Genomic DNA, 13,925 nt, shown 5'->3' with positions numbered 1-13,925 from the left:
GGCGGGCGGGGAACAAAGGGGAAAGTCTATGCCTGTGGAGTGCGTCCACATCGCGGTGCAGTGGCCAAGTTTGGTGGTACGGAATGATGAGGGGGTGGCTTCACGTTGTGTGACTGTCAGTTCTGGCAGGCAAGCTGCAGGTGACAGTTGTGGGTGAAAGAGTTGTTTGCGGGAAAAAAAATTTCACCAAACGGGAACTTGAATATTTACCCCGAAAAAATGGAGAAAAATTTTCATTGACGGTGATAGGTGTCAGCCAGGGGGCAGGGTGGATAATAGGCGCTCAGAACCACAATCGGGAAGAAGCTAGACTGTGGGAAAATGGTTTACTGGGGAAGGGAGATGGTAGGTGTGGTCCAGTGCTATGCAAGTGTGCGTAAGGTGCCACTACACCTTTAGGTTGATAACGATGGGGGGTATTTGAGCAGCCTATACGGGGGCAATTCCCGACTGTCATGGCGGTCACATTTGTGGTAAAGGTCACGCTTGAACGTTAAAACCCGCGCTCGTGCACCATTGTGGCCGGTAACGATAGGTAAAAACATTTCTTCACCACGTATTTACTGGGGTAGGGTAGTAGAAAGTCTGGCTCGCAAATGGGCTGGAAATAAAGCACTACGACCCATAGAATATGGGACGTAACTTTTAGATACGTTTGCCTATGTCTTAAGGCCGACGTGTCTTTCGCAAAGTCAGGAGGATCGTATGACCGCTGTGGCGCCAAGGCAGGAGAATTACTCCGAGCCAACTCGGCCCGCACCAACCGGAGGTGCCCGTATCGGCACTCTGGCTTGGAAGATGTTAACCACCACCGACCACAAACTCCTGGGCATCATGTACATCATCATGTCCTTCGTGTGGTTCTTCCTTGGTGGTCTGATGGCACTGCTCATCCGTGCCGAGCTATTCACCCCAGGACTTCAGTTCCTATCCAACGAACAGTTCAACCAGCTGTTCACTATGCACGGCACCATCATGCTGTTGGCATTCGGTACCCCAATCGTGTGGGGCTTTGCCAACTACGTTCTGCCACTGCAGATCGGTGCCCCAGACGTGGCTTTCCCGCGTCTGAACGCTTTCGGCTTCTGGATCACCTCCATCGGCGTGGTGGCCATGCTCGCAGGCTTCCTCACCCCAGGTGGTGCAGCTGACTTCGGCTGGACCATGTACATGCCACTGGCGGACTCCATCCACTCCCCAGGTATTGGTTCTGACATGTGGATCGTAGGCGTGGGCGCAACCGGTGTTGGTACTGTTGCATCCGCCATCAATATGATCACCACCATCCTGACCATGCGCGCACCAGGTATGACCATGTTCCGTCTGCCAATCTTCTGCTGGAACATCTTCGTTGCTTCTGTTCTCGTTCTGATGATTTTCCCACTGTTGCTGGCTGCAGCTCTGGGCGTTCTGTACGACCGCAAGCTCGGCGGACACATCTACGATCCAGGTAACGGCGGCGCCATCCTGTGGCAGCACCTGTTCTGGTTCTTCGGCCACCCTGAGGTGTACGTCTTGGCACTGCCATTCTTCGGCATCGTCTCTGAGATCATCCCAGTGTTCTCCCGGAAGCCAATGTTCGGCTACGTCGGTCTGGTTTTCGCAACCCTATCCATCGGCTCCCTGTCCATGGCTGTGTGGGCACACCACATGTTCGTCACCGGCGCAATCCTGCTGCCATTCTTCTCCTTCATGACCTTCCTGATCTCCGTGCCTACCGGCGTGAAGTTCTTCAACTGGTTGGGCACCATGTGGAAGGGCCACATCACGTGGGAAACCCCAATGATCTGGTCTGTTGGCTTCTTGGTTACCTTCCTCTTCGGCGGTCTGACCGGTATTATGCTGGCTTCCCCACCACTGGACTTCCACTTGGCTGAGTCCTACTTCCTGATTGCTCACTTCCACTACACCCTGTTCGGTACCGTGGTGTTCGCTGCAGTTGCTGGCGTATACTTCTGGTTCCCGAAGATGACCGGTCGTATGCTGGACGAGCGCTTGGGCAAGATCCACTTCTGGCTGACCTTCGTTGGTTTCCACGGCACCTTCTTGGTTCAGCACTGGGTCGGTAACATGGGTATGCCACGTCGCTACGCTGACTACCTTGAGTCTGACGGCTTCACCACCCTGAACCAGATCTCCACCATCTTCTCTTTCCTGTTGGGTATGTCTGTTCTGCCATTCGTGTGGAACGTCATCAAGTCCTGGCGCTATGGTGAGATCGTCACCGTGGATGATCCATGGGGTTACGGAAACTCCCTTGAGTGGGCTACCTCCTGCCCACCTCCTCGCCACAACTTCGTTTCCATGCCACGTATCCGCTCCGAGCGCCCAGCGTTCGAGCTGCACTACCCACACATGGTGGAGTCCCTGCGCCGCGAGGCACACGTTGGACATCACTAATCAGTGAAGAAGGGGCATCTTCTTAAAATAGCCACGAGCCTCCACTGACTTTTGAAGCCTTGCTTCGTTTCTCTCATACACTGAGCGAATCGGAGCAAGGTTTTTTCATGCCCACTATATTTCGATGTGAGTTTGGCGGTTGATGCCCTTGAGTGGGGGAACACTGACTGTGATTTGGGGGCAGAACATGGAACAATTAATTTTTGTGTCCGATGCATCCTTGAATCAGCCCACCGTCGAGCTGAAAGACGGTCTTGTCCCAGCAGTCATCACAATCTCCGGTAAAGATCGCCCCGGCGTAACCGCCGCTTTCTTCCGGGTATTATCCGCTAACGGGGTCCAGCTCCTCGATGTTGAGCAGTCCCAATTCCGTGGTTATTTGTCCCTCGCAGCGTTTGTTGGAATTACTGAGGAACGCATTGCCTTGATCACCCAGGGTTTGAAAGATACCCTGTCTGGCTACGGCCAGTCGGTGTCGGTCGAGCTGCAAGATACTGCCCAGTCTTCGCGTCCGCGTTCGACCCACGAAATTATTGTTTTGGGCAACCCTGTTGAGGCGACTGATATTTCCCGTATTGGTCAAACCTTGGCTGATTATGGTGCCAATATTGATACCATTCGTGGTATTTCTGATTACCCTGTCACCGGCCTTGAGTTGAAGGTGACGGTGTCGAATCCGCGTCCAGGTGGCGGTGTCCCACTGCGTAAAGCGCTTGCACAGCTGACTCCAGAGTTGGGCGTGGATATTGCGATTGAGCGTGCTGGTTTGATGCGTCGTTCGAAGCGTTTGATTTGCTTCGATTGCGATTCCACCTTGATTACCGGTGAAGTGATTGAGATGTTGGCGGCGCATGCGGGGCGTGAAGCTGAGGTGGCATTAGTGACTGAGCGTGCGATGCGTGGCGAGCTGGATTTCGAGGAGTCTTTGCGTGAGCGCGTGAAGGCATTGGCTGGTTTGGATGCCTCTGTTATTGATGAGGTTGCTCGCGATATTGTTCTGACCCCTGGCGCTCGTACGACGATTCGTACGTTGAAGCGGTTGGGCTATAAGACGGCTGTTGTCTCGGGCGGTTTCATTCAGGTGCTTGAGGGGCTTGCCGAGGATCTAGAGCTTGATTATGTGCGTGCTAATACCTTAGAGATTGTTGATGGCAAACTCACGGGCAGGGTGATTGGCAAGGTTGTTGATCGCGCGGCGAAGGCTGAATTCTTGCAGGAGTTTGCTGCGGATTCTGGTCTGGAAATGCACCAGACTGTTGCAGTCGGTGATGGTGCGAACGATATTGACATGATTTCTGCTGCTGGTTTGGGCATTGCGTTTAATGCGAAGCCTGCGTTGCGTGAGGTTGCGGACACGTCGGTGAATTCGCCGTTCCTCGATGAGGTGCTGCACATGCTGGGCATTACGCGCGCTGAGATTGATGCTGCTGATATTGCTGACGGTACGCTGCGCCGCGTCCCGCTGGAGGTGTAGTGTCTGAGGCCGAGTGTGCCGCTGCGCATGCGTTGTTGCGGGCTTCGCTTGTGGCGCGTGCTGGGCTGTCGGAGGATCCTTCGGATCCGTTGACTGTGCAGGCGATGCAGATCGTTGTGCATATTCCGAAGACTTTTCCCCCGCGTCGCAGCGATGTGTTGGCGGCGGTGGGTTCGGCTGTGTTGAAGGTGTGTTTAGATCCGTCGGTGGCACATGCAGGTTGTGCTCGCTCGTCGCTTCTGCAGTGGTATGGGCACCGGATTCGTAAGGTGACTAGGCGTGCGCGGGGTGCTGCGTGGCAGCAGGTGCATGAGGTTCCAGGTTTTGGTGCGACTGTGAATCAGGCGTCGGCTTTTGCCTGTTTTCCCACGGCTACGTCGCAGGTGTATCCGCAGGTGCGTAAGCTTCAGATTCGTGGTACGGATCTGCCTGCTGATTCGCCCGCGCCGCCTGAAGAAGGTGTGGTGGTGTATGTGGATGCTTCTTTAGGTATGTCGTTGGGGAAGGCTGCTGCGCAGGTGGGGCATGCGGTGATGTTTTTTGCTGCTGAGCAAAGCCCTCGTTTGTGCTGGGAGTGGTCGCAGCGTGGTTTCGCGGTGAGTGTCCGTGAGGTAACTGGTTCGGTCTTTTCTTCGCTTGTCGACGTCGATTCGGGGGTGGTTGTTCGCGATGCGGGCCTGACTGAGATTGCGCCGAACTCAGTTACCTGTGTGGCGTTTGCCCAACCTGTTCACTGTGCTTAGCCATGCCAACGCGCTAAGGTTTCGTGTAAAGTTTCCGCTGATTTCCGCGCCGCGTGGGCATTTGCTTCTTCGGTGCCGCCGAGGAGGCGTTTCCAGCTTTTGCCGACACGTTTCTCAATATCTTCGATGAATGCATGGCCGGCATTTTCGTAGATCTCTGCGTGGAATGAGGGGCTGAGTTCTGCGAGGTTTTTTGCTGCGATGTCGCCTTGCCACATGGCATCCTCAGTTCCGGCGAATAGTAGTGCGTTGCCTTGGAATTTTTCCAAGGGTATGCGCGCTTTTTCTCTATTTTGTGCGGCTTCTTCCACTGCGAGGTAGGGCTCGCGCAGCCTAGGCGGCAGTGCGATCAGCCCATTCCACATGAGGGTGATTACTGCTTTGGTTAAAGCTGGGGTGAAGCTGGTGTTGTGCCGGAAGGAGAGATAGTCGAGTGGCTTGTCCTGGTAGCTCCAGGAGCTTTGATCCTTGGAACGGTCTTTGGTGAGCGCGAAGAAACTGTATTCGGCGGGGGTATACAGCACAATATTATCGATGCTGGGATAGCGCACGGCGAGGTTGGCTACGAGTTCGGCACCTTTAGACCCACCGATTAGGGTGAGTGGTTCCTCTGTTTTGCCGCGGCTTTCTTGCCAGGCGGTGATGTCGTCGAAAAGCTCGAGGGGGACTTCGGCGAGTTCGGGCTGCTGGCCTTCTTGGCCGAAGAAGTAGGCAGCGAGCACATCGTAGCCTTGCTCGTGAAGCCGTTGGGCTAGGTGCGGGTTGCAGCTGCCTTCGGAGCCGCCGAAAACCACGACGGTGCCAGGTTTCGATACCTTGTCGGTGGGGAAATGGATAGCACGCAGATAGTCGCCATTGACTGCTTGCGCATTGTATTGAGCAATCAGTTCATCGCGGGTGGGCTGGGCCTGGAGACCATCGCCGAAGCGGTTGATGTTGATCAGCCGAACCGCCAGTATGGTCACAAAGAGAACGAGGACGGTGATGGCGAGTCTAAGCATGACTTTTTTGAAGGTGCGCATGATGTACCTCTCTAAAGGATATAGATAGTTGAGTGTTTCTCCTTTTGTTGTGTGAATCTATAAACCAATGTAGTTGAGTATCCTGCATTCGTGCCCGCGTGGTGCATGCCGGAATACGAAGAGGTCAGTTCTTGGTTTCCCAGTCGGTGAACTGATGAATGCGGACAACCTCGCCGCTGTTGTGTGCAATCACCCGGATAACCGAGGGGGTGACCACAATTGTGTAGGGGTTGGCATCCACATGAAATTCATTGTGCGCCACTAATGTGGCGGGTAGGGCTAAAAACCCGCCGTCGATGTGGCCTTGATAGGTATAGCCGCTGTTATCCTCGCAGATCGAAAAGTAGTTGAAACCGCCTCGTGCAGCAATAATATAACGCTCGAAAGGGCACTCAGTGTGGCGGATAGTTACATGTTTAAAACGGGCGTTTGTATTCGCTTCCTGTGTGCGCTGAGGAGGACGCACGTGCTGAGTATGCGTTACCGTGACTGTTTCGCGGGTGCTGGATTCAACTGGCGTGGCATGCGTGGGGCTAGGGGCACCAGAGTGCGTGAGATCCTGAGTGTGATTGCGCCCAATGAGCAGATACCCCATGGCTGCAGCAATAAGCACCAGCACAACGAGCATGATGATAAGTGCTCGGAGATTATTTTTCGGTGTGCTCGGCTGCGGAGCTACCTGTGGCATCACTGGTGCATGAGTGAGGTTAAGTGGGGGATCCCAATCGTTGTGTTGAGTACTCACATCAAGCCTTTTCTTTCAAGATCGAACAATGGTCGAGGCACAATAAAAAAGGGGCTGTAAAGTAGGTTAGTTCATGCGGATGTGCCACAGAAGAAAGTGTGCTCGGGGCGTATAAGGGTATGTACCGGTTCGGAGCTGAGAATAATCCTACGGCATGTTTGATGCGTGTAATAGGATTGATCCTAATACTGTTTTCCATCGGACATGTTCGAAACGAGGAGGAATGATGTCTACCCGTGTCAGTATTTCTCCTGCAGTTTTGAAATGGGCGATCGAGCGTTCAGGGCTGAGCGTCGACGAACGGGTGCATTATTTCCCCGATCTGGAAAAGTGGCTGAACCACGAGAAAAAACCAACTCTTGTGCAGGCGCGGAAACTGGCTGAAAAAGCACGAATTCCTTTTCCTCGTCTGCTGCTTCCTGCACCGTCTCCGGAAGCGATGAAGGTAGCGGATTTTCGGACGGTTCGCAGTTCTCAGCTTGTAAATCCGAGCGTTGATCTTTCTGAAGTGCTGAAAACTGCCGAGCACAGATTGGCGTGGTATGCCGAGTTTGCCGCTGAAACAGGGGTTGCTCATCCACTTATTCTTGGATTTGCGTCAGATAAGAGCAATCCGCGTGATGCGGCACGAAAAGTCCGGGAATTATTTGAGTGGGATCAATCACTACCTGTCAAAGGGGCAAATAAAACCACTGTGCTGGCCGAAGCTATGCAGGCGGCGGGACTTATCGTGGAAAGAAACAGTGTTGTGGGCAATAACACCCAACGTCCTCTTTCTGTCGAGGAGTTTCGTGGTTTTACACTTACTCATTCTGGTTACGCTCTTGTTTTTATCAATACACGTGATTCAGCGACAGCTCAGCTTTTTAGTTTGGCTCATGAATTGGGACACGTTGTGCGCGCAACGCCTGGGATATCTGGGGACGGCACTTATCAGGAGATCGAACAGTGGTGCAATAGTTTTGCAGCAGAATTTCTCATGCCTGCAGAATGGTGTTTTAAGGCGTGCGATGCTTCGCAGGACCTATATGAAATGCTTGAAAAGCAGTCGCAGGTGTGTGGCGTCAGTAGGGAAGCCTTGATGTGGCGTTGTTGCAACCTTGGGATTATTGACCCTGATTCCACTGACTTTCTCTTGGCTCGTATTAGGGAGAATTCGCAACGCTACGAGAAGGAGCGTACACAAGGGCCACCTTTTCATATCATGGTGAGACATCGGGTGGGTGAGCGCTTCTTGGATGCTATCGCAACGGCGGAGGAATCGGGTATGCTCCCGAGTCATGATGCAGCGCGCTATCTAGGCGTGAAAAAGGCCGAGACTTTTAATAAAGCCCTTCAATTGGTCAGAGGTGGTGGCTAAAACTGCTTCTGCTTGATACAAATGTTGTGATCGCTTTGGAACAAACATATCCTCGAGCTATCTTTCCATCACTGTGGAATCAGTTCGCCCAAGAACTTCCATTTGGCCGAGTTTTCTTTCATGAAGAAGTGAAAAAAGAACTCACGGTGTGGAATAGTCCAGTTTCACGCTGGTTTCAGGCGAATACTCCAGATACCTGCATTATTCATCCAGATGAGCAGGAGCTGGATGAACTAGGTCAGGTGGCTGACTGGGCAGAAAACCTTCGCCATCCGAAATTTATTGACGCTGCTGTTGATGAGTTTTTCAAAGTTGCTGATTCTTGGTTGGTGGCCTCTGCGAAACGACACAGGTTCGTGATTGTCACCAACGAAAAACCGGCACCGCAGTCCATCGCAAAAGTGAAAATTCCCGATGCTGCAGCATACTTCCATATTCCATGTGTGGATACGATTGGAATGTTTCAGCGCCTCGGGTGGGTGTTTTAACGGGCGGAATATCTGTTGTTTCATTGCGTTGCCAAGGAAGCCTTTCCCGTTGGCACACCACAGTGTGCAGATGCGGGTAGTTGTGCTGCGATACCTGGTGGGGGACTGGGGATGTCACGGTAGCCACCATATTTCCAATGCCTATCAATATGGGTAGATTGATTCAAAAATAATAGTTAGAGTTTCAGCGTGAGTGGGAAAAATTGACCTGCGGTTTTAAAGGTAGCACTCGCTCTATCTCTAACTGATATTTTGCTTAACACGTGGATTGTTCGGACCTGCTTCTGATGGTGGGCGTTAACGGGCGGCGACTAGTCGTTTCAATGCACCGAGAACCACGTCTTTTTTGTTGGTGCGCCAAAACGAGGGCATGGAGTTGAGCAGGAAACTGCCGTAGCGTTTTTCCACCAGTCGCTTGTCTAATACCGCAACGACTCCGCGGTCGGTGACGTGCCTAAGTAGTCGCCCGGCGCCTTGGGCCATGAGGAGGGCGGCGTGGGTGGCGGCGACTTCCATGAACCCGTTGCGTCCGTCGGCATCGGCAGCTTCTTTCCGTGCTTGGAGAAGGGGGTCGTCGGGGCGGGGGAAGGGAATCTTATCCATGATGACCAACGAGCAGCTTGTGCCTGGCACATCCACACCTTGCCAGAGGGTGAGGGTTCCAAACAAGCAGGTGTTTTCTTGTTTGGCAAATTTGTCCACGAGTGCGCCGGTGGTGTCGTCGCCTTGGCATAGGACGTCGAAAGGCAGGCGTTTGCGCATGGCTTCGGTGGCTTGTTCGGCTGCGCGCTTGGAGGAGAAGAGCCCTAAGGTGCGCCCGCCGGCGGCCATGATGAGGTCGTAGATTTCGTCGAGTGTTTCGGTAGATAGTCCGTCGCGGCCGGGTTCTGGGATGTGGGTGGGGGTGTAGAGGATACCGGATTTGGCTGGGTCGAAGGGGGTGCCGGCATCAAGGCTGTCCCAGGTGCCTGTGGCCAGACCCCAGCTGGCGGCCATGGCGCGGAAGTTTCCGCCGATGGTTAAGGTGGCGGAGGCTAAAACGACGGTGTTGTGGCTAAAGAGGCGAGCATGCAGTAGCCCGGATACTGAGAGTGGGGCGACTTTGAGCATGATGCCGCGGCGATCATCGATGACAGCCCACACCACGTCTTCGTGTTGGGCTACGTCGGTTTCTTTAAACACTTCTAAGATCCGGGCAATGGAGTCGTGTTGGTCGCCGAGGTGGTTGCTGAGGCTTTGGCGTTCGGCGTTGCGTTCAGGGTCGTTGGCGGCTTCCCCGTCGGGGGCGCGGGAAATGTGTTCGCGTACGCGCCACAGGCAGTCTTGTAGTGCAGACAGTGAGGGTTTGATGGATTCGGGAAGTTCGATCAGTCGGCCTTCCTCCACACCGTACATGGCTGCTTCCCAGTCTTTGACGGCGTCGATAAGCTTCTCGTCGCGGCCTTCCGCACCGAGTTTGCCGGCGCGTTTGGCGGAGAGGTTGATGGCGTTGACGGAGATTTCGGTGGTGGACACTGAGGTGATGCGGTCGACGAGTTCGTGGGCTTCGTCGACGATGACGACGTCGTGCTCAGGCAGTACGTTGATGTCGAGCATGGCATCGATGGCAAGCATGGCATGGTTGGTGACTACAATGTCGACGTCGCGGGCTTGCTCGCGGGCGATTTCAGCGAAGCAAGAGTCGCCGTGTGGGCAGCGTGAGGCGCCGACGCATTCTTGGCTGGAGGTGCTCACTTGCCGCCACACGAGGTCGGGGACGCCGGGTTCGAGGCTGTCGCGGTCGCCGGTTTCGGTGTCGTTTGCCCATTCGTGCACCCGTGTGACGTGCGCAGCCATCCAGCTGAGTTCGGTGGCCTCGACGAGAGCGTCTTGTTCCTGTTCAAGGGCTTCAGCTTGGGCGATCTTGTTTTGGCAGAGGTAGTTTTGTCGTCCCTTCATGATTGCGAAGGTGGGGCGACGTTCCATCAACGGTTCGAGGGCGTCGGCAAGCCTGGGCAGGTCGCGGTCGACGAGCTGGCGTTGCAGGGCGATCGTGGCGGTGGACACGATAACCGAGGAGTTGGTGGCTTGGGCATGGCGAAGCGCCGGAACAAGATATGCCAGGGACTTACCTGTGCCCGTTCCGGCTTGCACTGCGAGGTGTCGTTGCGATTCGAGTGCGTGGGTGACTGCTTCGGCCATCTGTACCTGACCTGCGCGGGTTGCGCCCCCTAAACTTGCGACGGCGGCAGCAAGCAGGTCGGTAGTGGACTGGTTCAGCGGTTGATCGGTTGCTTCAGACTCCGCCATCTAGAAACCCATGTAGCGGGTGCTCAGCACCGGCTCATCCTTACTTAAAGCCAAGCCCTCCCACGGGAGGGTGACAAGCTGCTGGGCGAGATAAGCGCGGGACTCGTCGAGGGTGGGAAGCCCGTCGACAATCGCGCCGTTGCGCACCAGCGGGATGGACAGTTCCCGCACGTCAAGGTGCCCGATTTCTGGGGTGGACATGTGCAGGGGGATGACGATTTCTTCCACAGCAGTGCCGGTAGCGCGGTGGGTACGCACTGCTTTCTTAGCACCGCCGACGGAGTTTTTGTTGCGGGAACGCTTCGCCACAGGAAGACCATCGACCTCAACGAGCTTGTACACCAAGGATGCGGTGGGAGCCCCAGATCCGGTGACCACGGAGGTGCCTACGCCGAAGCCGTCGACCGGGTCGCCGCGCAAACCGGCGATGGCATATTCGTCCAGGTCGGAGGAGACGATGATGCGGGTATTGTGTGCGCCGAGTTCATCGAGTTGCTGGCGGACCTTGCGGGTCATCACACCCAAATCACCGGAGTCGATGCGTACGGCGCCGAGTTGGGTGCCGGCAACCTCAATAGCATTTTTGACGCCTTGGGTGATGTCGTAGGTATCAACCAGTAAGGTGGTGTCGGTACCGAACATGTCCACCTGGGATTGGAATGCTGCTTTTTCGTTCGGGGTGCCGTCCGCATTGATGTGTAGCAGTGTCCATGCGTGTGCGGCGGTGCCGGCGGTGGGGATACCGTAGCGGAAGGAGGCCTCCATGTTTGAGGTGGAGGTAAAACCTGCGAGGTAGGCGGCGCGGCTGGCGGTAACAGCTGCTTCTTCATGGGTGCGGCGTGAGCCCATTTCTACCAGTGGGCGCCCATCGGCGGCTGTGACCATACGCGCGGCAGCTGAGGCGATAGCGGAATCGGCGTTGAGGATGGACAGGATGAGGGTTTCTAAGATGACGCATTCGGCGAAGGTACCCCGCACCGTAAGGATGGGGGAGTGGGGGAAGTAGAGTTCGCCTTCGCGGTAGCCGTCGATGTCGCCGGAGAAGCGGTAGTTGCGTAAAAATTCTCGAGTTTCGTCGTTGAGGAAGTCGAGGATTGCGATCTGCTCTTCGGTGAAGATGAAGTTTTGCACGGCTTCGAGTACTCGCTGGGTGCCTGCGACCACGCCGTAGCGGCGTTCGTTGGGGAGGCGTCGGCTAAAAACCTCGAAGGTGCACGTCCTGTTGGCGGTGCCATCGGCCAGTGCCGACTGGAGCATGGTGAGCTCGTACTTGTCGGTCATTAACGCGGTGGATGGGAATGAGTGCATGTGGGTCATCGTACTGCCTCGACTATTCTTGTGCATTCTGCCTAGGGCGTAGGCAGGGTGCGTGTGGGGTGGAGGGGTGTGAAGGAAGGTGAGCTGAGTGTTCACAATCCCTTTGTTATTGTTAAATATACACTAACTTGCTTTGGGGGTAGGGAAAACAAGAAAAGCAAGATCGCAAGGTATTTTTTCAGTAGCTTTTCCTTCAGCTCACACAGGGGTTACCGCACGGGTTACCGCACGGACGACAGGGCGCGAGCGTAACGAGAAAAACTAGCTGAGCTGAATCACAGCATAAGTTTTATCCCCAGCACTAGCCACACCCACCCCAATGCTGTTTACATCTTTACGCGCGAGAGCTTTCTGGCTTGCCGGATCGTTGAACCACACCTCTAAAAACTTAGCTGCCGAGGCACCCTTGGAAGGAAGCACCGCTTGAACCATCACCACTTGCGCGGGGGTTTCTGCATAGGAATCTGTGGTGGCATTACGCTCCGCCCACTTTTGTGCCTGCATACTCAATCCAAAATCACTGTGCACGATAGGGCGGGCAGTATCGGTGCGCGAACGGTTCAAAATATAAACAATATCGTTGCGAATCGTCGCGTCTTCCCACACCCGATAAGTATCCAAAGGCTGCACGAGGGAATCCAAGCCGGGCTGTTCTGCCTGAGCCAAAGGTGAGGAAGAAACGCCAGCACCACTTTGCAGCGTAGACACAGTCGCACTTGCAAAAGTCACCACCGCCATAAACACCGAAAGCACACGCTGAATTTGAGCAATCGCCTCAGGATTGCCCGATAACACCGCGCGCATATTAATGCCGGCACCTCGCATCATAGGTGTATTCACTACCTTTGACCTCTCTTTGGTAGAAACGAAACACTACACCCCGCTTGATGAAACAATGAGCACCATACATGGGGCATATTCCAAATCGCAGCCGTGAAAAAGACCCACGGTGGTGTAGATCATGCGACATACATCATACCCGCAATTATGACTGTAAGAATCGCATTCACCAATCCCGCACCTACAGATTCATATCCCCACCTGCAGCAAAAGAGAAAGGACGAAGGCGACACAGGCAAAAAATCTCCCTCAATTTACCCAACTCTTTCGCCGAAGAAAGCAGCAACGACTATTCTTAGAAAGCATGAATACCTCCACTCCGATGTGCGCCTCCCCCATGGCCACACCTGAACTCGAACAGGACCTGGTCGTTGAGGTAGCCACGAGCGAAAACCTCCCTTGGATGTGTATCGTGTGGGACGACCCCGTCAACCTGATGAGCTACGTCACCTACGTCTTCCAAACCGTGCTCGGCTACGACAAAAAACGCGCCATGGAATTGATGATGCAGGTTCACACAGAAGGTAAAGCCGCTGTGAGCTCCGGTGAGAAAGACAAAGTAGAAATCGACGTGAAAAAGCTGCAAACCGCCGGTCTATGGGCAACGATGCAGCAAGCGGGGTAATAGTAAACACTATGCAGGCGTGGAAGAAGAAAAAATCCCTACTCAAGGGCACGAAATATTCGTGCATCCTAGAACCCATCGAACGGGAAGTATTAGGCAACGTCGCCGCTACCGTCGCGGATGCGCTGATGGAGCGCGCCCGTACCGCCCCGAAAGACGAACTGGCCGAACTCACAGGTATGCCCTCGGGACATAAAGACGCACCCCAAGACCCAGGCCTTGCTCGTCTTTTACCTGACTTTGAGCGCGCCGGGGATGAGGAATATGAGGGTGATAATTCGTTGTTGCGTTCGCTGCATGAGTGCGACATTACGAAAGCGAAGCTAGAAAGCCTTTCTCTGATTTGTTTCGCGGTAGGCCCGCAGGGCAGCGAGAGCATCAGTATTAGTGAGGAGGAGGCGCACCATTGGTTGCGGGCATTAAACGATATGCGTTTGTTCTTCGCCGCCTCTGAAGTGACAGATGCTGAGCAGCAGTCGGATCGGGATAACTTGGTGGAGTGGTTGGCGTTTAACCAAGATTCTTTGCTCACGGCAATGATGGGGGAGCTTCCACTCCAGTAGCGCATTCTCACCGCGCTGCGTGTGTTCGCGTGTATTACTAGAATGATTTTTCTGGTGTG

The 13,925-nt window shown here is 54.5% G+C and carries 12 protein-coding genes; 7 read left to right on the top strand and 5 right to left on the bottom strand.

What is annotated here, in order from left to right:
• The first annotated feature begins 705 nt into the window (after positions 1-705).
• The 3 genes from ctaD to CFELI_RS10705 all read left to right on the top strand — a co-directional run bounded on the left by ctaD (position 706) and on the right by CFELI_RS10705 (position 4,617).
• A complete protein-coding gene (ctaD, locus tag CFELI_RS10715; RefSeq protein WP_277103994.1) occupies positions 706-2,400 on the top strand; it encodes an aa3-type cytochrome oxidase subunit I in 1,695 nt (564 codons plus the stop codon).
• 187 nt (positions 2,401-2,587) lie between these two features.
• A complete protein-coding gene (gene serB, locus CFELI_RS10710) occupies positions 2,588-3,874 on the top strand; it encodes a phosphoserine phosphatase SerB (RefSeq protein WP_277103993.1) in 1,287 nt (428 codons plus the stop codon).
• The gene (locus tag CFELI_RS10705) at positions 3,874-4,617 is read left to right on the top strand and encodes an aminoacyl-tRNA hydrolase (protein ID WP_277103992.1); all 744 of its coding nucleotides are present in this window, start codon (positions 3,874-3,876) and stop codon (positions 4,615-4,617) included. The genes serB and CFELI_RS10705 overlap by 1 nt, the downstream gene beginning before the upstream one ends.
• On the opposite strand, the gene CFELI_RS10700 is transcribed toward CFELI_RS10705, so the two are convergent.
• Entirely contained in the window at positions 4,614-5,639 is a 1,026-nt protein-coding gene (locus CFELI_RS10700) for an acyl-CoA thioester hydrolase/BAAT C-terminal domain-containing protein (RefSeq protein WP_277103991.1), read from the bottom strand. The genes CFELI_RS10705 and CFELI_RS10700 overlap by 4 nt on opposite strands.
• A 124-nt stretch (positions 5,640-5,763) precedes the next feature.
• Positions 5,764-6,384, bottom strand: a complete 621-nt coding sequence (locus CFELI_RS10695) for a hypothetical protein (protein ID WP_277103990.1) — start codon at positions 6,382-6,384, stop codon at positions 5,764-5,766.
• Between the two features lie 223 nt (positions 6,385-6,607).
• On the opposite strand from CFELI_RS10695, the gene CFELI_RS10690 reads away from it, so the two are divergent.
• Together CFELI_RS10690 and CFELI_RS10685 are read left to right on the top strand one after the other, a co-directional pair.
• A complete protein-coding gene (locus CFELI_RS10690) occupies positions 6,608-7,744 on the top strand; it encodes an ImmA/IrrE family metallo-endopeptidase (RefSeq protein WP_290259017.1) in 1,137 nt (378 codons plus the stop codon).
• A complete protein-coding gene (locus CFELI_RS10685) occupies positions 7,723-8,232 on the top strand; it encodes a DUF4411 family protein (protein ID WP_310129413.1) in 510 nt (169 codons plus the stop codon). The genes CFELI_RS10690 and CFELI_RS10685 overlap by 22 nt, the downstream gene beginning before the upstream one ends.
• A 297-nt stretch (positions 8,233-8,529) precedes the next feature.
• On the opposite strand, the gene CFELI_RS10680 is transcribed toward CFELI_RS10685, so the two are convergent.
• From CFELI_RS10680 to CFELI_RS10670, 3 genes are all read right to left on the bottom strand, one after another.
• A complete protein-coding gene (locus tag CFELI_RS10680) occupies positions 8,530-10,521 on the bottom strand; it encodes an ATP-dependent DNA helicase (protein ID WP_277103988.1) in 1,992 nt (663 codons plus the stop codon).
• Positions 10,522-11,829, bottom strand: a complete 1,308-nt coding sequence (locus tag CFELI_RS10675) for a nicotinate phosphoribosyltransferase (RefSeq protein ID WP_277103987.1) — start codon at positions 11,827-11,829, stop codon at positions 10,522-10,524. It lies immediately after the preceding gene.
• Between the two features lie 270 nt (positions 11,830-12,099).
• A complete protein-coding gene (locus CFELI_RS10670) occupies positions 12,100-12,666 on the bottom strand; it encodes a CAP domain-containing protein (RefSeq protein WP_277103986.1) in 567 nt (188 codons plus the stop codon).
• 316 nt (positions 12,667-12,982) lie between these two features.
• Here CFELI_RS10670 and clpS point away from each other — a divergent pair, with 316 nt between their 5' ends.
• Together clpS and CFELI_RS10660 are read left to right on the top strand one after the other, a co-directional pair.
• Positions 12,983-13,303, top strand: a complete 321-nt coding sequence (gene clpS, locus CFELI_RS10665; protein WP_277103985.1) for an ATP-dependent Clp protease adapter ClpS — start codon at positions 12,983-12,985, stop codon at positions 13,301-13,303.
• An 11-nt stretch (positions 13,304-13,314) separates the two neighbouring features.
• Positions 13,315-13,866 carry a DUF2017 domain-containing protein gene (locus CFELI_RS10660; protein ID WP_277103984.1) on the top strand — a complete coding sequence of 184 codons (552 nt, stop codon included), beginning with the start codon at positions 13,315-13,317 and terminating at the stop codon, positions 13,864-13,866.
• Positions 13,867-13,925 lie beyond the last annotated feature (59 nt).

It is taken from the genome of Corynebacterium felinum, from assembly GCF_030408755.1.
Taxonomy (GTDB): Bacteria; Actinomycetota; Actinomycetes; order Mycobacteriales; family Mycobacteriaceae; genus Corynebacterium; species Corynebacterium felinum.
This window is presented reverse-complemented; position numbering and strand designations above follow the sequence as displayed.

Coding starts and splice junctions, on each gene's coding strand:
- CFELI_RS10690 (WP_290259017.1), top strand. CDS start 6,608: ATGATGTCTACCCGTGTCAGTATTTCTCCTGCAGTTTTGAAATGGGCG.
- serB (WP_277103993.1), top strand. CDS start 2,588: ATGGAACAATTAATTTTTGTGTCCGATGCATCCTTGAATCAGCCCACC.
- CFELI_RS10670 (WP_277103986.1), bottom strand. CDS start 12,666: ATGATGCGAGGTGCCGGCATTAATATGCGCGCGGTGTTATCGGGCAAT.
- CFELI_RS10675 (WP_277103987.1), bottom strand. CDS start 11,829: ATGCACTCATTCCCATCCACCGCGTTAATGACCGACAAGTACGAGCTC.
- CFELI_RS10680 (WP_277103988.1), bottom strand. CDS start 10,521: ATGGCGGAGTCTGAAGCAACCGATCAACCGCTGAACCAGTCCACTACC.
- CFELI_RS10660 (WP_277103984.1), top strand. CDS start 13,315: ATGCAGGCGTGGAAGAAGAAAAAATCCCTACTCAAGGGCACGAAATAT.
- ctaD (WP_277103994.1), top strand. CDS start 706: ATGACCGCTGTGGCGCCAAGGCAGGAGAATTACTCCGAGCCAACTCGG.
- CFELI_RS10700 (WP_277103991.1), bottom strand. CDS start 5,639: ATGCGCACCTTCAAAAAAGTCATGCTTAGACTCGCCATCACCGTCCTC.
- clpS (WP_277103985.1), top strand. CDS start 12,983: ATGAATACCTCCACTCCGATGTGCGCCTCCCCCATGGCCACACCTGAA.